At 71.7% G+C, this 16,579-nt stretch carries 17 protein-coding genes; 10 read left to right on the top strand and 7 right to left on the bottom strand.

Annotated elements, in window-relative coordinates; genetic code table 11:
* Window positions 1–22: 22 nt before the first annotated feature.
* Window positions 23–1,123: a SchA/CurD-like domain-containing protein gene (locus AC07DU_RS02550; protein ID WP_479109226.1), complete on the bottom strand. Its 1,101-nt coding sequence runs from the start codon at window positions 1,121–1,123 to the stop codon at window positions 23–25.
* A 275-nt stretch (window positions 1,124–1,398) separates the two neighbouring features.
* Between AC07DU_RS02550 and AC07DU_RS02545 the strand changes: the two genes are divergently transcribed.
* Window positions 1,399–3,030, top strand: coding sequence for an FAD-dependent oxidoreductase (locus AC07DU_RS02545; RefSeq protein ID WP_479030294.1), 1,632 nt, complete (start codon window positions 1,399–1,401; stop codon window positions 3,028–3,030).
* A gap of 50 nt (window positions 3,031–3,080) precedes the next feature.
* Here AC07DU_RS02545 and AC07DU_RS02540 read toward each other — a convergent pair whose 3' ends face one another.
* Window positions 3,081–3,311 (bottom strand): acyl-CoA carboxylase epsilon subunit, encoded by a 231-nt coding sequence (locus tag AC07DU_RS02540; RefSeq protein WP_453371033.1) that lies wholly within the window; start codon window positions 3,309–3,311, stop codon window positions 3,081–3,083.
* A 266-nt stretch (window positions 3,312–3,577) separates the two neighbouring features.
* On the opposite strand from AC07DU_RS02540, the gene AC07DU_RS02535 reads away from it, so the two are divergent.
* The 3 genes from AC07DU_RS02535 (at window position 3,578) to AC07DU_RS02525 (ending at window position 6,741) form a co-directional block, all read left to right on the top strand.
* On the top strand, window positions 3,578–3,814 hold the full coding sequence (locus tag AC07DU_RS02535) for a hypothetical protein (RefSeq protein ID WP_360889815.1): 237 nt from the start codon (window positions 3,578–3,580) through the stop codon (window positions 3,812–3,814).
* A gap of 243 nt (window positions 3,815–4,057) precedes the next feature.
* Complete coding sequence (locus tag AC07DU_RS02530) at window positions 4,058–5,470, top strand: glycoside hydrolase family 16 protein (RefSeq protein ID WP_479109224.1); 1,413 nt, start codon at window positions 4,058–4,060, stop codon at window positions 5,468–5,470.
* 176 nt (window positions 5,471–5,646) lie between these two features.
* Window positions 5,647–6,741, top strand: a complete 1,095-nt coding sequence (locus AC07DU_RS02525; protein ID WP_479109222.1) for a LacI family DNA-binding transcriptional regulator — start codon at window positions 5,647–5,649, stop codon at window positions 6,739–6,741.
* Between the two features lie 27 nt (window positions 6,742–6,768).
* Here the strand turns inward: AC07DU_RS02525 and AC07DU_RS02520 are convergent, their stop codons facing one another.
* Window positions 6,769–7,434, bottom strand: coding sequence for a DUF4360 domain-containing protein (locus AC07DU_RS02520; protein ID WP_360889806.1), 666 nt, complete (start codon window positions 7,432–7,434; stop codon window positions 6,769–6,771).
* 157 nt (window positions 7,435–7,591) lie between these two features.
* Between AC07DU_RS02520 and AC07DU_RS02515 the strand changes: the two genes are divergently transcribed.
* Complete coding sequence (locus AC07DU_RS02515; RefSeq protein ID WP_479109220.1) at window positions 7,592–9,379, top strand: glyoxal oxidase; 1,788 nt, start codon at window positions 7,592–7,594, stop codon at window positions 9,377–9,379.
* Between the two features lie 3 nt (window positions 9,380–9,382).
* On the opposite strand, the gene AC07DU_RS02510 is transcribed toward AC07DU_RS02515, so the two are convergent.
* Genes AC07DU_RS02510 through AC07DU_RS02500 form a run of 3 tightly spaced genes read right to left on the bottom strand, consistent with a single transcriptional unit; the run spans window position 9,383 to window position 10,787 of the window.
* On the bottom strand, window positions 9,383–9,955 hold the full coding sequence (locus tag AC07DU_RS02510) for a HutD/Ves family protein (protein WP_479109218.1): 573 nt from the start codon (window positions 9,953–9,955) through the stop codon (window positions 9,383–9,385).
* An 11-nt stretch (window positions 9,956–9,966) separates the two neighbouring features.
* A complete protein-coding gene (locus tag AC07DU_RS02505) occupies window positions 9,967–10,338 on the bottom strand; it encodes a DUF4180 domain-containing protein (RefSeq protein ID WP_360889797.1) in 372 nt (123 codons plus the stop codon).
* Window positions 10,339–10,349: 11 nt separating this feature from the next.
* A complete protein-coding gene (locus AC07DU_RS02500; protein ID WP_479109216.1) occupies window positions 10,350–10,787 on the bottom strand; it encodes a MarR family winged helix-turn-helix transcriptional regulator in 438 nt (145 codons plus the stop codon).
* Window positions 10,788–10,910: 123 nt separating this feature from the next.
* Between AC07DU_RS02500 and AC07DU_RS02495 the strand changes: the two genes are divergently transcribed.
* Both AC07DU_RS02495 and AC07DU_RS02490 read left to right on the top strand, forming a co-directional pair.
* Window positions 10,911–12,476: an MFS transporter gene (locus AC07DU_RS02495; RefSeq protein ID WP_479109214.1), complete on the top strand. Its 1,566-nt coding sequence runs from the start codon at window positions 10,911–10,913 to the stop codon at window positions 12,474–12,476.
* Window positions 12,477–12,577: 101 nt separating this feature from the next.
* A complete protein-coding gene (locus AC07DU_RS02490) occupies window positions 12,578–13,096 on the top strand; it encodes a mycothiol transferase (RefSeq protein WP_360889788.1) in 519 nt (172 codons plus the stop codon).
* 43 nt (window positions 13,097–13,139) lie between these two features.
* Here the strand turns inward: AC07DU_RS02490 and AC07DU_RS02485 are convergent, their stop codons facing one another.
* Entirely contained in the window at window positions 13,140–14,501 is a 1,362-nt protein-coding gene (locus tag AC07DU_RS02485; RefSeq protein ID WP_360889785.1) for an FAD-dependent oxidoreductase, read from the bottom strand.
* A gap of 206 nt (window positions 14,502–14,707) precedes the next feature.
* Here AC07DU_RS02485 and AC07DU_RS02480 point away from each other — a divergent pair, with 206 nt between their 5' ends.
* From AC07DU_RS02480 to AC07DU_RS02470, 3 genes are all read left to right on the top strand, one after another.
* Entirely contained in the window at window positions 14,708–14,899 is a 192-nt protein-coding gene (locus AC07DU_RS02480) for a DUF5302 domain-containing protein (protein ID WP_360889782.1), read from the top strand.
* Window positions 14,900–15,093: 194 nt separating this feature from the next.
* Entirely contained in the window at window positions 15,094–15,507 is a 414-nt protein-coding gene (locus AC07DU_RS02475) for a rodlin (protein WP_479109212.1), read from the top strand.
* Window positions 15,508–15,652: 145 nt separating this feature from the next.
* Complete coding sequence (locus AC07DU_RS02470) at window positions 15,653–16,570, top strand: glycoside hydrolase family 19 protein (protein ID WP_479109210.1); 918 nt, start codon at window positions 15,653–15,655, stop codon at window positions 16,568–16,570.
* Window positions 16,571–16,579 lie beyond the last annotated feature (9 nt).

Raw genomic sequence — 16,579 nt, 5'->3', positions numbered from 1 at the left:
GCTCGGGGTGGACCGGGGAGGATCAGGACTGCGCGGGGGCCCGGCGGTCGGTGATCAGGGTCATGGTGTGGTGTGCGGCGCGGGCCTGCCCGCCGGGACCGGCCGTCAGCCGGGCGAGCACCGCCGCCGCGCGGGGGCCGAAGGCGCCGGAGCTGATCTCGGGCTCGGCGTCCAGCGGGCCCCGCACGTCGATGAGGCGGACGACGATGTCGTCCCGCTGGAAGATGCTGCTGCTGCGGACGGGGTTCTCCCCGCGGTGTGCGGCGGCCGCCTCGTCCCGGCGGGCCAGGAACCTCGCGAGGGCCGGGCCGCAGCCGGCCTTGGCCGGGTAGAACAGCGCGTGGCGCTGCACGTCGGCGGACTCCGGCTCCGGTGCGGCGATGTGGTGGACCGCCGGGAGCGCGGCCCGCATGAAGAACATCCGGGCCGACTCGGGGTCGTTCAGGTTCCGGTCCTGTTCGAGGTAGGGGTTGATCGCCTCCTCCACCGCGCGTACTTCGGGCTGCTCCGAGACGTGGCGCAGGGCCGTCACCAGGTCGCCTTGGACCTCCACCGTCCGTACGACCCGGTTGCCGTGCATGAAGAGCGAGGTGCGGCACAGGCGGGTGCGGGCGTCGACCCGGGCGGCCGGGGAGGCGTAGCTGGACAGGATGGCCGCCACGTCGCGCTCGCTGCCCGGCTTGACCGTGAAGGTGAGGGCGTGGCGCACGATGCCCGCGCCCAGCCGGGGGGTGGTCTGCAGGCGCGCCGTGGTCGGACGGGCCGCCTGGTCGTAGCCGCGGCCGGTCTCCCGCAGGACGGTGAACTTGAGCGGGCGCATGTTGCGCGCGCACCTGCCCAGCGGTTTGACCTGTTCGGCGTGGTGCTCGCTGTTGACCCATGCGAGGTACTGCGGCGCGCTCTCCCACTCACTGGTGATGAGCCATTGCGAGGGGTCCTCGAAGGACTGGCACAGCTGGTCGCTGATGTGGCCCGGGACCGACGCGATGTCGTGGCGGAGCTGTTCGTACGCCTCGAAGAACTGCTGCTGGGTCCCCTCGTGGAGGTCCATCAGAAGGACGACCCGGAGCATGGAGCCGTCGAAGGCTGACTGCGACACCCGTTCGGACAGGGTGGTTGTCATCTACTCACTCCTTCATGAGGGGGTGGAGATCCATCGCGTACGGACCCCTCGTCCGTCACCGGTGGCGTCCGCCCGGGCCGGCGGCCGCCTCGCTCGGAACGGCAGGCCGGCGCGTCTGACGGAGGCGCCGCTGTCGCTCATCGTCATCCGGGTGGAGACGTACCGCTACATGTCCGGATCAAGCGGGTGACAACCGGCGAATCAACTGGGCCTGATCTCCGATCGCGGGCATAAAGAGTCCACTCCCCCACACAGAAATCAGGAGCCCGCAGCTGATGGAAGACAACGCCGATGTTCGCGTACCGGTTCTCGTCGTGGGCGGCTCCCTCGTGGGTCTGTCCACCTCGCTTTTCCTGAGCCGCCACGGAGTGAGGCACCTGTTGGTCGAGAAGCACTCCGGTACTTCCGCGCACCCGCGCGGCCGCGGCATCAACGCCCGGACGATGGAGCTGTTCCGCACCGCAGGGGCGGAGCGCGCGATCCGCCGGGCGGCTTCCGTGCTGGAGGGCAACCAGGGCATTCTGCAGGCCAGGTCATTGACCGACGGCGATCACAACTGGCTGATCAAGTCGGTCGACCCGTCCGGGGCGCTGGCCCGTTTCAGCCCGACCGGCTGGTGTCTGTGCAGCCAGAACAACATCGAGCCGGTCCTGGCCGAGCAGAGCCGCGCGCAGGGCGCCGATGTCCGGTTCTCCACCGAGCTGATGAGCTTCGACCAGGACGCGACCGGGGTGAGCGCCGTGGTGAAGGACCGGGAGAGCGGCGAGCACTCCACGGTGCGCGCCGACTTCCTGATCGCGGCGGACGGACCGCGCAGCCCCGTCAGGGAGCAGCTGCGGATCCCCCAGTCGGGTAACGGGGAGCTGTTCCACAACGTGAGCATCACCTTCCGCTCGCAGCGGCTGGTCCAGGTGCTGGGCGACCTGCGGTTCATCGTCTGCTACCTGATGCGCCCGGGCGCGGACGGGGCGCTGCTGCCGGTGGACAACGAGACGCAGTGGGTCTTCCACGCCCCCTGGCACCCGGACCGGGGCGAGACCCTGGAGGACTTCACCGACGAGCGGTGCGTGGACCAGATCCGCGAGGCGATCGGCGTACCCGACCTGGACGTGGAGGTCGGCGGCAAAGCTCCGTGGCATGCCGCCGAACGGGTGGCGCAGCGGTACGGGTCAGGCCGGGTGTTCCTCGCGGGGGACGCGGCCCACGAGATGTCCCCCACCGGGGCCTTCGGCTCGAACACGGGCATCCAGGACGCGCACAACCTGGCGTGGAAGATCGCCGCGGTACTGGACGGGTCGGCCGGCATCGGACTGCTCGACACCTACGAGGCGGAGCGGCTGCCGGTGGCCAGGGCCACGAGCGAGCGGGCTTCGGCCCGTTCGGCCGAGCACAGCCACCCGGGGTACGCGCCGCCGCCCACCCTGGGCGGCGGACCGGGCAGCGGGGTCCTCACCACGGCCATGGGCTACTGCTACCCGCAGGGTGCGCTGGTGGGCGGCGACCCGCAGCGGCCCGTCATCCCCCAGACGCTGCGGCTGACGGGCGACACCGGCACCCGGGCCCCGCACATGTGGCTGACCAGGGCCGGCGAGCGGATCTCGACCCTGGACCTCTACGAGCGCTCCTTCGTGCTGCTCAGCGGCGCGGGGACACCGTGGCGGGCGGCCGCCCAGCGGGCGGCGGAGCGGCTGTCGGTACGGCTGGACGCCTACGTCATCGGATCGGGCCCGGGCGCGGACCTGATCCAGACCGGCGGCCCCGACTGGAGCGAGGTGCACGCGATGAGCCCCGAAGGCGCCGTCCTCGTACGGCCGGACGGGTTCGTGGCCTGGCGCTCGGAGGGCGCCGTGGCGGATCCCGCCTCGGCCCTCCACGAGGTCCTCTCGACGGTGCTGCGCCGCGGATGACCACGTCTCCGCCCCTTCCGCCGGCCGCGTGCGCGGCCGGCGGAAGGGGTTCAGCGGCAGGCCCAGCAGCCCGCCCAGCATCCGGCGTCCGGCCGGACGGCACGGCGCCGGCCGGCCCCGGCTCCGGCCCGCGCGTCGGCGCCGCGTTCGCCCTCGCGGTCTCCGGACGTCCGGTGCGCCGCGTAACACGCGATGACGACCGCGAGCGCGGCCAGTTCCTCGGGGGCGGCATGGCCCCTCTCTACACGCAGCAGGCTCGCTATCGGGGCATCGTTCGACATCGGCACGGCCTCTCTCACGGGGGCTGCGCGTGCGCCCGGTCGCCTCGCGAGGGGCGCACCGGCTCGGCGTCGGCGCGGGCGGCACACGTGCGGCTCGGCGCGCTGGCGGGACGTTTTCCGCATCCGCGAACCGGCCTGCGAAGTCCTGTCGGGTCACCAGGACTCCTGACGTCAATGACGCTACAAGCGCGCGGCGTACCCGCCACTCGGACGAAGACCGGTGCGCGCCGCGGCCCCCTCGCCGCGGATCCGTCGGCGGGGCGGCCGTGAGCGCCCACCGGGCCCTGCTCTGCCGGGGCTGCGCGGGCAATCTGTACGTCGTCTGCACCATCGGCCGGGGCCCCGGCGGGGAGGCGGTCGGCGAGTGGGAGGTCGACCACGAGATCCCCGTACCGTGCCCGCTCTCGGGGCTGCTGCCCTTGACCGGGAAGGCGGCGTCCGTCCACGACCTGCCCGGCGCGCGGGAGGTCCTCGGTCCGCCCGATGGGGCTCCGCGCGATTGAGCTCCGCGCGTTGGGCCCAACGGGTGAGGTGCGGCCTGCCCCTCGGTGCGGCCTCAGGCCGCGTCGAGCGTTCAACGAATGAACCTCCTTGACCCGCAAGCACCTTGCCGGTTCGAAGTCTTGACGCCCGTGGGGCCGGGGAGCACAGTGTCCAGCGCAGCCGCTTGAGAGCGCTCTCAAGCGGTGAGTTCCGCCAGCTCTTCCCCCCGCAACGCGCCTCACGGCGCCTCAGAGAGGGCACCCATGCGTCAGACATCCGGTAGGAAACGACCGTCCGTCCGGCAGGCCGTCCTGGCCGCCTTCAGCACCGTCGCCCTGGTCGCGGCCGCCTCGGCGGCCGTCACCCTGCCCGCGGGCGCCACGGCTCCCCCTACCCCGGCCGGCTGGTCCCAGGTGTTCCTGGACGAGTTCAACGGCCCAGCGGGCTCCGGCGTGAACACCGCCGACTGGCAGTACACGACCGGTACGAGCTATCCCGGCGGACCGGACCGTTTCGGCACCGGCGAGATCGAGACGATGACCGCCGACCCCGCCAACGTCTCCCTCGACGGGTCGGGCAACCTGCGCATCACCCCGCGCCGGGACGCGGCCGGCCAGTGGACCTCGGGCCGCGTGGAAACCCGGCGGTCGGACTTCCAGCCGGCGCCGGGCGGGAAGCTGCGCACCGAGGCCCGTATCCAGATGCCGAACGTCACGGGCCCCGCGGCCAAGGGCTACTGGCCGGCGTTCTGGATGCTCGGGGCCCCCTACCGGGGCAACTGGTGGAACTGGCCCGGTATCGGTGAGCTCGACATCCTGGAGAACGTCCAGGGCATCAACAACGTCTGGGCGACGATGCACTGCGGCACGACTCCGGGTGGCCCCTGCAACGAGACCTCCGGCATAGGCGGCCAGCAGGTCTGCCCCGGCACCAGCTGCCAGGGCGGCTTCCACACCTACGCCGTGGAGTGGGACAGGTCGACCGCCGTCGAGCAGATGCGCTTCTACGTCGACGGGATCAACTTCCATACGGTACGGGCCGATCAGGTGGACGCCACCACCTGGACCAACGCGACGAACCACGGCTACTTCATCATCCTGAACGTCGCCATGGGCGGCGGCTTCCCGGACGCCTTCGGCGGCGGGCCTGACGCGGGGACCGAGCCCGGCCATCCCATGGTGGTCGACTACGTGTCCGTCCTGACGGCTGGCGGCACGACCCCGCCGCCCACCACGCCCCCGCCCACCACGCCGCCGGCGGGCCACCGCGACGCGTACGCGGCGATCCAGGCGGAGTCGTACGACTCCCAGGCCGGGGTGACGAAGGAGACCACCGCGGACACCGGCGGCGGCCAGGACCTCACCGCGCTCGGTAACGGCGACTGGGCCCTGTTCCGGGGCGTCGACTTCGGCGGGACGGCCGCCAGGCAGTTCTACGGGCGCGTCGCCTCCGGGGCCGCGGGCGGGGTGAGCGGTCTGGTCGAGGTACGCCTCGACAGCCGGACCTCCGCGCCGGTCGGCAGCTTCTCCGTGGCGAACACGGGGGGCTGGCAGAGCTGGCGGACGGTACCGGCCAACATCACCCCCGTGACCGGAACCCATGACGTGTACCTCACCTTCACCAGCGGCCAGGGCGCCGACTTCGTGAACGTCAACTGGTTCGACTTCGGTCACTGACCAGTCCTGGCCGGCGCCGCGGACCCGAAACCGGGCGCCGGCCGTACGGGGGCCCTGCCGCCGGCCGGACGGGTGCCCGTGCCGCCGGGAGCGCCCTCGTGCTCCCGGCGGCACGCGTTACCCTGCTGACCGGCGCGGCGCCAGCCGCCCGCCCCGGACACCCAGGAGGAGCAGCCGTGCCCGAACAGCGCCCCGGGGACCGCCCCACGCTGGAAGCGGTGGCGGCGCGAGCCGGCGTTTCGCGGGCCACCGCCTCCCGCGTGGTCAACGGCGGCGACGGGGTGCGCCCGCACCTGGTGGACAAGGTGCGCACGGCCGTCAGGGAGCTGGCCTACGTGCCCAATCCCGCGGCCCGGGCGCTGGTCACCCGGCGCACCGGCGCCGTCGCGGTGATCATCGCCGAGCCGGAGACCCGGATCTTCTCCGACCCCTTCTTCTCCCGGCAGGTGCGCGGCATCAGCAAGGAACTGACCGCTCACGACATGCAGTTGGTGCTCCTGCTGGTCGAGGACCGGGGCGACTACGAGCGGATCGAGCGGTATCTGGCGGGCGGCCACGTCGACGGGGCGCTCGCCTTCTCCCTGCACACCGACGATCCGCTGCCGGCCATCACCCGCCGGATCGGCCTGCCCACGGTCTACGGCGGCCGGCCGGGCTGGACCACCGGGCCCGGCGGGGAGCCGGACGAGACGGTGGCGTACGTGGACGCCGACAACCGCGGCGGCGCACGCGAGGCCGTACGGTACCTGCTGGCCCAGGGGCGCGCACGGATCGCACACATCGCCGGGCCGCTCGACCAGACCTCCGCCGCCGACCGGCTGAGCGGGTACCGGGACGCACTGGCGGACACCCATCCCGCGCTCGTCGCCCTGGGTGACTTCACCGTGGCGGGCGGGGCCCGTGCGATGGCCGAACTGCTGGACCGGCACGGCGGGAGCGGCGGCCGGACGCGCGGCGGGGCCGGCTCCGGGATCGACGCCGTCTTCGCGGCGAACGACCTGATGGCGACGGGCGCGCTGCGGGTGCTGCGCGAGCGCGGCCACTCGGTTCCCGCAGAGGTGGCCGTGGTCGGCTTCGACGACGCCGACCCGGTCGCGCAGGCCGCTGACCCGCCGCTGACGACGGTGCGCCAGGACATCGAGGGCATGGGGCGGTTGATGGCGCGGCTGCTGCTGGCCACCCTGGACGGGGGTGGCGGGGCACAGCGGAAGCGCGCCGCTCCGGACCCGGTGATCACCACCACGTCCTTGGTGCGGCGCGCCTCGGCCTGATGCCGGATCGGCCGGGAACGGCTGCGATCAGCGGCCCGGGCACTGCTTCCAGGAGAAGTGGTACACGCTGTTGATGCTGCCGTCGGTCGAGTCCAGCGCCATGAAGCTGGTTTGGGACGGGTCGGAGGTTCCGACCTCGGCGCGCAGCTCGGTGTTGATGTTGAAGTAGCGCTGCTCGCCGCAGGGCGCCCAGGCCAGGGCCTCGACGCCCGTGGTGTCGGTGGCCTGCCAGTTGTCTTCGAGCGCACCGTTGAACTTGTGGGTGCGGTACGCGGTCTGGCTCATGCCCTGGAAGTAGTAGCTGGCCTTCTGCGTGCCGATCGCGCCCTCCTGCAAGCTGCCGAAGCCGCGGTAGTCGACCTTGGCGACGGCGTAGGTGTAGCCCTGCGGGACGTGGACGTTGAGGGAGAGCTGACAGTTCTTGCGGCCTTCGACGGCGGGGGCTCCGCCGCCGGCCTGGGCCAGGTACTCGCTGTAGGTGACGGTGAAGGCCGAGTTGTCCGGTGCGACGGCGACGGCGGCGCTGCCCGGACGGCAGCCCGATCCGTTGACGGAGGCGACGTCCACGGTCACCTGGTCGTTGGGGGCCTTGGCTGCGGGGGCCGGGGCGAAGGCCACGGCCGAGGGGGTGAGCGCGACGAGAGCCGCGGTCACGGCGGCTGCGGTGAATCCGGTACGGAGCGACTTGATCACGTCGACAGGGATAGCGCCCAGTGGCGGCTGCAGGCGGGCGGCGCGCGGGTGGAGGTGGCGCGCTCTCACCTCTATGGCCGCAGCGATTCACCCGAGAAAAGGTCCGCTTTCTCATAATATCGGCGGAAATTGCCCCGCCCTTCAGCCGAGGAGTTCCATGTCCCGCGCCCGCCGGTCCGCCGCAGTGTCGGCATGGGTGATCACCTCCGTCCTCGCCCTCACGGCGGCGGCGCCCGCACCGCAGCCGCGGCCCGACGAGGCCGCCGTGCTGGGCGAGGAGCACGCCCGGGCGCACGCGCGGCTGCGGCAGGCGGCCCAGGGCACCCAGGGGTATCCGCAGGCGAAGCGCACGGCGGGCCTGGCCTCGCTGGAGCAGTCCCAGCGCACGGCCAACTCCCGTTTGGACGCAGCAGAGTTCGGCAGGTTCACGCAGTTCTTCCCCTCGCCGGACTTCGGTGTCCACGTGGCCCTGCTGCCCACGGGCAAGGTGCTGCTCTTCTCCTTCGAGCGCGTGCAGGCCGATCCCACCAAGGAGACCGGTCCCACGAACACGGTCGGCCGGACGAACGCGGGCCGCGCCTCCCTCTGGGACCCGGCCCGGGGGACCGGGGCGGCGGCCTTCAAGAACGTGCCGCCGCCGGTGGTGCTGATGCCCGACGGAACCTACGCGCCGCGCCCGGCGCCGTTCTTCTGCGCCGGGCACTCCTACCTCCCCAACGGCATGGTGGGGGTGTTCGGCGGCAATGTCGGCGGGAAGGGCGGAAGCGGCGCCAAGCTGTCGTTCGTGTTCGACCCGTGGACCGAGACCTGGTTCCGCAACCGTGACATGTCCGTGGGCCGCTGGTACCCCTCGGTCGTGACCGGGGCGGACGGCCGCCAGATCATCATGTCCGGCCAGTCCGAGCGCGGGACGGGCACGCCCACCCCGGTGGTGGAGCGCTTCCCCGCGCTCGGACGACCCGTGCCCTGGCGGCCGTACGACATCCCGCTGGACGTCGCCCCGGAGCGGCTCCGGTCGCAGGCCCCCTTCCGCAACGACTATCCGCACCTGTTCTCGCTGCGGGACGGGAAGATCTACGGGCTGGGCCGCGACGCCGACCAGCAGTGGCTGTTCGACCCCGTCAAGGACGTGCGCACCGATCTGCCCCGGCGGCCCGCCGACTTCCGGGGGTACGGTTCGGCCGTGCCGCTCCCGGCCGGCCTCCGCGGCCCGGACTCCGTCCTGGTGCTCGGCGGCGATCCGCGCGACCCGCTCACCTACCGGCTGTCCGGTGGCCGCTGGAGCATCGAGGAGCCCAGGGCCTTCGGCCGCACCCAGGACGACACCCTGATCCTGCCGGACGGCACGCTGCTCACCGTGAACGGCGCCCTGGACACCCGGGACTACGGCCACGGGCCGTTCAACCCGAAGGCCGACCTGAAGTACCGGCAGATCGAGCTGCGCGACGCGCGCGGTCACTGGAAGCTGGGGCCGGCCCAGCGGCTGCCCCGCGGCTACCACTCGAACGCCCTGGTCCTGCCCGACGGCCGGATGATGGTCACCGGCGACGAGCTCCAGCAGATCGCCAACGACCCCGACATCGGCGACGGGATGGACGGCAGCATCGAGCTCTACGAGCCCGCCTACCTGCACCGGGGCGCCCGGCCGGCGCTCGACCGGGCGCCGGCGGGCGAGCTGCGCTACGACGCGGACTTCGAGGTGGCGAGCTCGACGCCGGCTGACGTGAAGCGCGCCGTGCTGTTGGCGCCGACGACCGTCACGCATTCGGTGAACACCACCCAGCGCCATCTGGAGCTCCGGCTGACGGGGATCCACGGCTCCGCGATCGGGCTGCGCACTCCCCCGGGCGCGGCCGACGCCCCGCCCGGGTACTACATGCTCTTCCTGCTCAACGCGAAGGGCGTGCCCAGCGCGGCGAAGTGGGTGAAGCTGGGCGTCCGCTGACCCCTACACCAGGCGTACGACGGCCGCGCGCCCGTCGGTCCGGACCAGACCCGCGAAGGGGCCCGTCGCCAGGACCGCGTCGTAGGCGTCCAGGGCGAGGGGCGGGCCGTGCGGCGGTTCGAGCACGGCCGGTCCGTCGAGGGCGACGACCAGCAAGGTCTCGCCGGGCGGTGCGGTGAGGCCGACCCGGCCCCGTACGACGGCGGTCTGCGCCGTAGCGGCGCCCCGGCGGTACATGACGTTGAAGTTCACGACGGGACCCGAGAGGAGCCGGCAGTCGGTCGGCTCGTCACCCGGGAAGTCCTGGGGTGCGAACCGCTCGTCGACCAGGCGCCGTACGCCGCCCACCGTGAGCTCCATGCCCGCGCCTTCCGCGAGGGTGAGGGTGCGGTCGATGCCCGGGAAGGCGGAGAACGGCCCGTCGGCCGCCACCTCGGCGAGGCTCACCCGCCAGTGGAACGCGTCCGGGCCGGCGCCCTCGGGGTGGGCCGCGATCTCCCGGGTCACTCCCCCGCCGTTCTTCCAGGCGGCGGCGCGGCGCTCGGCCGCCCGCAGGATCCGGATCCCGCCGCTCACGCCCTCACCCCTCACGCCTTCGCCCCGGTCAGCCGCTCGCGCAGCTCCTCGTCATCGGCGAGGAACCAGGTCTGGCGTCCGCGGTTGCACTCGCGGACGAAGTCCCGCAGCGCCGGACTGTCCGCCGTGTGCCGGGAGACGTCCCCGAGGACGACGAGGCCCACCCGGTACTGGGCGAACTTCTGGATGATTTCGCCGGCCACCCGGCTGCTCAGACGGAAGAACCCCTCGTCGAAGCGCGCGACGGGGATGACGACCCAGTGGGCGCCCTGGTAGGAGGCGTCGCCGATGCAGTCCAGGGCCTCGCGTTCGCCCGCGATCACCTCGCCCTCGGCCTCGCACATCAGCACGGGTATGTCATTGATCGTCTGAAGGGTGCTCATGCAGCCCGAGGCTAGTGCTTCTCCATCGAAGGGCGCAGCCGGGCCAGCAGGGCGTAGAGCGTGGCGCTCTCGGTCTCGTCGAGCGTGTCCAGTGCGCCCTGCATCGCCTGCATCTCCTGCCGTACGCGGCGGATGACCTCACGGCCGGCGTCCGTGGCCACGACGTTCTTGACGCGGCGGTCGGCGGGGGCGGGCTCGCGTCGCACCAGTTCCCTGGCCTCCAGGCGGTCGACGATGCCGGTCACGTTCGAGGCGTCGCAGACGAGCAGGGTGGCGAGGCCGCGCATGGGCACGGGGCCGTCGAGCTGGGCCAGGACCCTGGCCTGGGTGGAGGTGAGCCCGTACTGGGCGGCGGCCGCCGCGAACTCGCGCCATTGGGCGGTGCCGATGGCGGCGAGGAGCTCCAGGAGCTGGAGTTTGGTGGGGGCGGGCGTGGCGGTGTCGCTCATACCGGGAGCGTACTCAGCTTGCTTCATATTATCAATTGTTTACTTGACCATCTTAACTATTGAGGTCTACCGTCGACGGAGTTACTTGATGACTTCAAACATCTGCGTTAGGTCCCGCCACCCATGAGCACCCCCTCCTCCGCCGCAGCCCCGGCCTCCGGGCACAGGAACGAGACGGTCATCGTCTTCGCCCTGAGCCTGGCCGCCATGGTCGTGTCGATGATGCAGACCCTCCCGGTCCCGATCCTCGGCCTCATCCGCGACGACCTCGGCACCTCGACCGCGAATGTGAGCTGGGTGACCACCGCCACGCTCCTGTCGGCGGCCGTCTTCACCCCGCTCCTCGGCCGCTTCGGTGACCAGCACGGCAAGAAGCCCACCCTGGTCGCCGTCCTCGGCGTGATGGTCGCCGGCTCGGTCATCGCCGCGCTGGCCTCGTCGCTTCCGCTGCTGATCCTGGGCCGGGTGCTCCAGGGAGCCGCCACGGCGATCTTCCCGCTGGCCCTCTCGGTCCTGCGCGAAGAGGTCCGGCCGCAGAAGCTTCCGGGCGCGATGGCGCTGGTCAGCGGCACGCTCGCATTCGGCAGCGGCCTCGCGCTGGTCGCGACCGGGCTGCTCACCTCCGGGTCCGGCGCGGACTACCGCAACGCGTTCTGGATGGCGACCGGCTTCGCGGCCCTCGCCCTGCTCGCCGTGGTCTTCCTGGTCCCCGCGACCCGCCACAAGACGGGCGGCCGCACCGACTTCCTCGGCGCGCTGACCCTCGGCATCGCCCTGCTGCTGCTCCTGCTGCCGATCTCCCAGGGCCACGAGTGGGGCTGGACCTCCGGCCGCACCCTGGGCAGCTTCGCCGGCGCCGCCGTCATGACCGCCGTCTGGGTGCTGACCGAGCTCAAGGTCCGCGAGCCCCTCGTCGACATGCGGATGTTCGTCCACCGGCCGGTGCTCATGGCCAACCTGGCCGGCATCCTCGTCGGCTTCGGCATGTTCGCGAACTTCCTGGGCGTCTCGTACCTCGTCCAGATGCCCGAGGCGCTCACCGGCTACGGCTTCGACGCGTCGATCCTGCGCGCCTCCGTGCAGTTCCTGCTGCCCGGCGCCATCGTCTCGCTGCTCGCCTCCCCCATCGGCGGCCAGATCGTGCGTCACCGCGGTCCGCGCGTCGCACTGGGCCTGGCCGCCGCGCTCGGCGCGGTCGGCTTCGGCTGGCTCGTCCTGGACCACCAGCACAGCATCTCGGTGATCGGCGCGGGGCTGGTCGTCGGCGCGGCCGTCAGCTTCGGCTACGCCGCCATGCCGGCCGTCATCATGGCCAGCGTCCCGCACCACCAGAGCGGCATCGCCAACGGCATCAACTCGATCTCCCGCTCGACGGGCAGTGCGATCGGCAGCGCCATCGTCACCACGATCCTCGCCTCCCGGACCATCGAGCACCTGCCGGCGGGAGTCCCCCCGCTGCCTGCGGAGTCCGGGTTCACCCTCACCTTCGGGATCGGGGCCGTGGCCTTCGCGCTGGTCGCGGTGATCAGCTGGATCGGGCTGCGGGGCGGACACGGCACCGTGACGGCGGCGTCCGCTCCCGCCGGGGCCGCGCACGGAGCCACACAGGCCGAGAAAGCGGACGAGGCCGAGAAGGCGGACGAGGCCCCCAAGGCCGACACGACCGTGACGGCCGACGCCGGCCGCTGAGCCGCCCGGCTCCCCCGGCACCGCTCCCCGCCACCGCTTCCTCCGCCCGCCCGCCGCGTGTCTCGCGGCGGGCGGGGCGCCCGGCCTTGCATGGTGGGTGCATGAAGGCTACGGACGTCATCTCCGACGGGTTCGGACGCATCGCGGAGGCCGTGCACGAGGTCGTGGACGGCCTCCCGGCGGATCGGCTGAACGCGCGCACCGATCCGGGCGCGAATTCGATCACCTGGCTGATCTGGCACCTGACCCGGATCCAGGACGACCACATCGCCGACGCGGGCGGCCTCGAACAGGTGTGGCGGTCCGGGGGCTGGGCGGACCGGTTCGCCCTGCCGCTGCCGGCCGAGGCCACCGGGTACGGGCACTCGGCGCGGGAAGTCGCCGCCGTCCGCGTCGACTCGGGCGAGCTGCTGCTGGGGTACTTCGACGCCGTGCACGAACAGACCATGGGGTTCGTCCGGTCGCTGGCCGCCGCCGACCTGGACCGGGTGGTCGACGAGCGCTGGGACCCGCCCGTCACCCTCGGCGTACGGCTCGTCAGCGTGCTGGCCGACGACCTCCAGCACGCCGGACAGGCGGCTTTCCTGCGCGGTGTGCTGGAGCGGGGCCAGGGCTCCTGAGCCCCAGCCCCGCTCCCCCAAGCTTCGTACGCGGGCCCGAGCCCTACGCGCCGCTCGCCTCCAGCATGTCCTCGCGCTCGACGATCTTCACGCGCTCGCGGCCCTGGGGCTCGCCCAGGGCCTTCTCGGCCGCGTCCAGCCGGTGCCAGCCCTCCCACGTCGTGTAACGGACGCCGCGCTCGCCGAGGAAGGCCTCGACCGCCTCGGGCGCCGGAGCGTCGGGCGTGCTCAGGCGGCCGTCCGCGTGGTCGGCCAGCAGGTTCGCGACGGTCTCGTTCGCGTCACCCTTGGTGTGGCCGATCAGGCCGACCGGTCCGCGCCGGATCCAGCCGGTCACGTACGTCGACTGCAGGTGGGCACCGGCTTCCATCACGCGGCCGCCCTCGTCCGGAACCGTGCCCGAGGCCACGTCCCAGGGGAGCTTCGGCAGCTCGTCCGAGAGGTAACCCACCGCCCGGTAGACGGACTGAACGTCCCAGTCGGTGAACTGGCCGGTGCCCTTGACGTTGCCGGTGCCGTCGAGCTCGGTGCGCTCGGTGCGCAGACCGACCACCTTGCCGTCCTCGCCGAGCACCTCGACGGGCGACTCGAAGAAGTGCAGGAACAGCTTGTGCGGCCGCTCGCCGATGTCCCGGATCGCCCAGTTCTCCAGGGTCTTGGCGACCATGTCGGCCTGCTTGTTGGAGCGGCGCGTGGCTATGGAACCCTCGTCGTAGTCGATGTCCTCGGGGTTGACGATGACCTCGATGTTGGGCGAGTGGTCCAGTTCGCGCAGCTCCATGGGGCTGAACTTGGCCTGGGCCGGACCGCGGCGCCCGAAGACGTGCACCTCCAGGGCCTTGTTGGCCTTGAGACCCTCGTAGACGTTCGGCGGGATCTCGGTCGTCAGCAGCTCGTCGGCCGTCTTCGCGAGGATGCGGGCGACGTCGAGCGCCACGTTGCCGACGCCGAGCACGGCGACCTTCTCGGCCTCCAGCGGCCAGGTGCGCGGGACGTCCGGGTGCCCGTCGTACCAGGACACGAAGTCGGCGGCGCCGTAGGATCCGTCCAGCTCGACGCCGGGGATGGTGAGCGCGCGGTCGGCCGTGGCCCCCGTGGAGAAGATCACGGCGTCGTAGAAGGAGTGCAGCTCGTCGAGGCTGATGTCGTTCGGGTAGTCGACGTTGCCGAAGAGGCGGACCTGCGGCTTGTCGAGCACCTGGTGCAGGGCGGTGATGATGCCCTTGATCCGCGGGTGGTCGGGGGCGACGCCGTACCGGATCAGCCCGAAGGGTGCGGGCATCCGCTCGAAGAGGTCGATGGAGACACCGGGCTCGGCGGCGGCCTCGGACTTCAGCAGCGCGTCGGCGGCATAGATACCGGCGGGGCCGGCACCGACGATTGCTACCCGGAGAGGGCGAGGCATGGCAGGGTTTCCCTTCGAGCGACGGCAGGACGGATCAAGGGAACCCTAAACGAAGGTAAGCCTAACCCGGCACCCGGTTTCACCTTATGACGTCATAATCAAAGCTTATGACCTCTCAAAGCCCTCCTTGGGACGCCCGGGAACGCGCTGGTCAGCAGCGACGTCACCTGACAGACTGAAACGGCTTGATCACCCCAGGAGGACAAATGGCTGACGAAACAGACACCCCGCAGGACGAATCCCCGGCCGACGCGGCCAAGCGCAAGTTCCGGGAGGCGCTCGAGCGCAACGCCGCGAACGCGCAGTCCCAGCAGTCGCACCAGAGCCGGGCGAAGGTCCAGGGCTCCAGCAGCGGCCCCGGCGGCAAGAACAAGAAGGTCCGCCGCAAGACCGGCTGACCCACGGGACTTCCGGCACACCGCGAGAGCGCTTCGCAGTACGAGCAGACTCGGTCTCGCCGCCGCGGCGGCGGGACCGCGGCATTGAGCCACCCGGGTGACGGAGGATAACCCCTCGCACTGTCAGCAGTTGATCAGCGCGTCCCGCCGAGGGCAGCCATCCCATGCGACAGTGCGACAGAAGGATCCTCCACATGTTCAAGAAGTTCATGGCCACCGCCGCCGTCACCGCCTCCATGCTCGGTGCCGGCGCCGCAGTTGCCACCCCGGCGATGGCGATCGGCAACGACAACGGCGTCAACACCGTCAACGGGAACGGCGCCGCGCAGATCTACGGCAACCAGGAGACCGAGGGCAACATGAGCCCTCAGCTCAGCGCCGTCCAGGGCTCCCTCAACAAGCTCTGCATCGGCCTGCCGGCCAAGGTGAACGCCCAGTCGCTGTTCGCGGTCATCGCCAACATCGGCGTCCAGGACGTCAACGTGCTGGCCAACCCGCAGAACCAGCAGTGCGCCGAGAACTCCACCCAGGCGAAGGGCGACGACTCCCTCTCGCACATCGCCAGCAACATCCCGATCCTCTCGGGCAACCTCTCCCAGGGCAGCTGACCGGCTCGACTGCGCCCCGGTGCCACGCGTCAGGCGTGGCACGGGGGCTTTTCCTTTGGTCTAGACCTTGACAGGTCCAGACCATTTTCGCTTCAGTGGGCAGCGTTGCCCCCACGGCAACTCCCCCCACTGAAGGAGTAGTTACGTGATACGTGCACTTCGCCGCCGCGCCCTCCCCCTGGTGGCCGCCGCGGCCCTCACGGCCGGCCTCGCCATCGCCCTCCCCTCCTCCCCCGCCGCGGCGGCCGCCTGCGCGGGCCCCTGGGCCTCGTCGGCCGTCTACACGAACGGCATGAACGCCTCGTACGGCGGACACAACTGGCAGGCCAAGTGGTGGACCCAGGGCGAGACGCCCGGCACCACGGGGCAGTGGGGCGTCTGGTCGGACCAGGGCGCCTGCGGGGGCGGGGGCCAGGAACCGGACCCCGGCCCCGTCGACCCCTCCGGTTTTGTGGTCTCCGAAGCCCAGTTCGACCGGATGTTCCCGAACCGGAACCCCTTCTACACCTACAACGGCCTGGTGTCGGCGCTGTCCGCCTACCCCGCCTTCGCCAAGACCGGCGACGACACCGTGCGGCGGCGCGAGGCCGCCGCCTTCCTCGCGAACGTCTCCCACGAGACGGGCGGCCTCGTGCACATCGTCGAGCAGAACACCGCCAACTACCCGCACTACTGCGACGCGGCCCAGCCCTACGGCTGCCCCGCGGGCCAGGCCGCGTACTACGGGCGCGGCCCCATCCAGCTGAGCTGGAACTTCAACTACAAGGCGGCCGGTGACGCCCTCGGCATCAACCTCCTCGCCGACCCCTACCTGGTCGAGCGGGATCCGGCCGTCGCCATGAAGACGGCCCTGTGGTACTGGAACACCCAGAACGGCCCGGGCACCATGACCGCCCACGCCGCCATGGTGAACGGCGCGGGCTTCGGCGAGACCATCCGCTCCATCAACGGGGCCCTGGAGTGCAACGGCGGGAACCCCGCCCAGGTCCAGAGCCGGATCTCGGCCTATCAGAGCTTCACGCAGCTGCTGGGCGTGACCCCGGGGAACAACCTCGGCTGCTGAACCGGCGGA

It is taken from the genome of Streptomyces sp. NPDC045695 (assembly GCF_056432025.1).
The sequence above is the reverse complement of the archived record's forward strand: the minus strand, read 5'-3'. Positions and strand labels throughout refer to the sequence as shown.

What these genes read in the sequence shown, in the direction of transcription:
- AC07DU_RS02550 (WP_479109226.1), bottom strand. Translation starts at nt 1,123, where the DNA reads ATGACAACCACCCTGTCCGAACGGGTGTCGCAGTCAGCCTTCGACGGC.
- AC07DU_RS02545 (WP_479030294.1), top strand. Translation starts at nt 1,399, where the DNA reads ATGGAAGACAACGCCGATGTTCGCGTACCGGTTCTCGTCGTGGGCGGC.
- AC07DU_RS02540 (WP_453371033.1), bottom strand. Translation starts at nt 3,311, where the DNA reads ATGTCGAACGATGCCCCGATAGCGAGCCTGCTGCGTGTAGAGAGGGGC.
- AC07DU_RS02530 (WP_479109224.1), top strand. Translation starts at nt 4,058, where the DNA reads ATGCGTCAGACATCCGGTAGGAAACGACCGTCCGTCCGGCAGGCCGTC.
- AC07DU_RS02515 (WP_479109220.1), top strand. Translation starts at nt 7,592, where the DNA reads ATGTCCCGCGCCCGCCGGTCCGCCGCAGTGTCGGCATGGGTGATCACC.
- AC07DU_RS02505 (WP_360889797.1), bottom strand. Translation starts at nt 10,338, where the DNA reads ATGAGCACCCTTCAGACGATCAATGACATACCCGTGCTGATGTGCGAG.
- AC07DU_RS02500 (WP_479109216.1), bottom strand. Translation starts at nt 10,787, where the DNA reads ATGAGCGACACCGCCACGCCCGCCCCCACCAAACTCCAGCTCCTGGAG.
- AC07DU_RS02495 (WP_479109214.1), top strand. Translation starts at nt 10,911, where the DNA reads ATGAGCACCCCCTCCTCCGCCGCAGCCCCGGCCTCCGGGCACAGGAAC.
- AC07DU_RS02490 (WP_360889788.1), top strand. Translation starts at nt 12,578, where the DNA reads ATGAAGGCTACGGACGTCATCTCCGACGGGTTCGGACGCATCGCGGAG.
- AC07DU_RS02485 (WP_360889785.1), bottom strand. Translation starts at nt 14,501, where the DNA reads ATGCCTCGCCCTCTCCGGGTAGCAATCGTCGGTGCCGGCCCCGCCGGT.
- AC07DU_RS02480 (WP_360889782.1), top strand. Translation starts at nt 14,708, where the DNA reads ATGGCTGACGAAACAGACACCCCGCAGGACGAATCCCCGGCCGACGCG.
- AC07DU_RS02475 (WP_479109212.1), top strand. Translation starts at nt 15,094, where the DNA reads ATGTTCAAGAAGTTCATGGCCACCGCCGCCGTCACCGCCTCCATGCTC.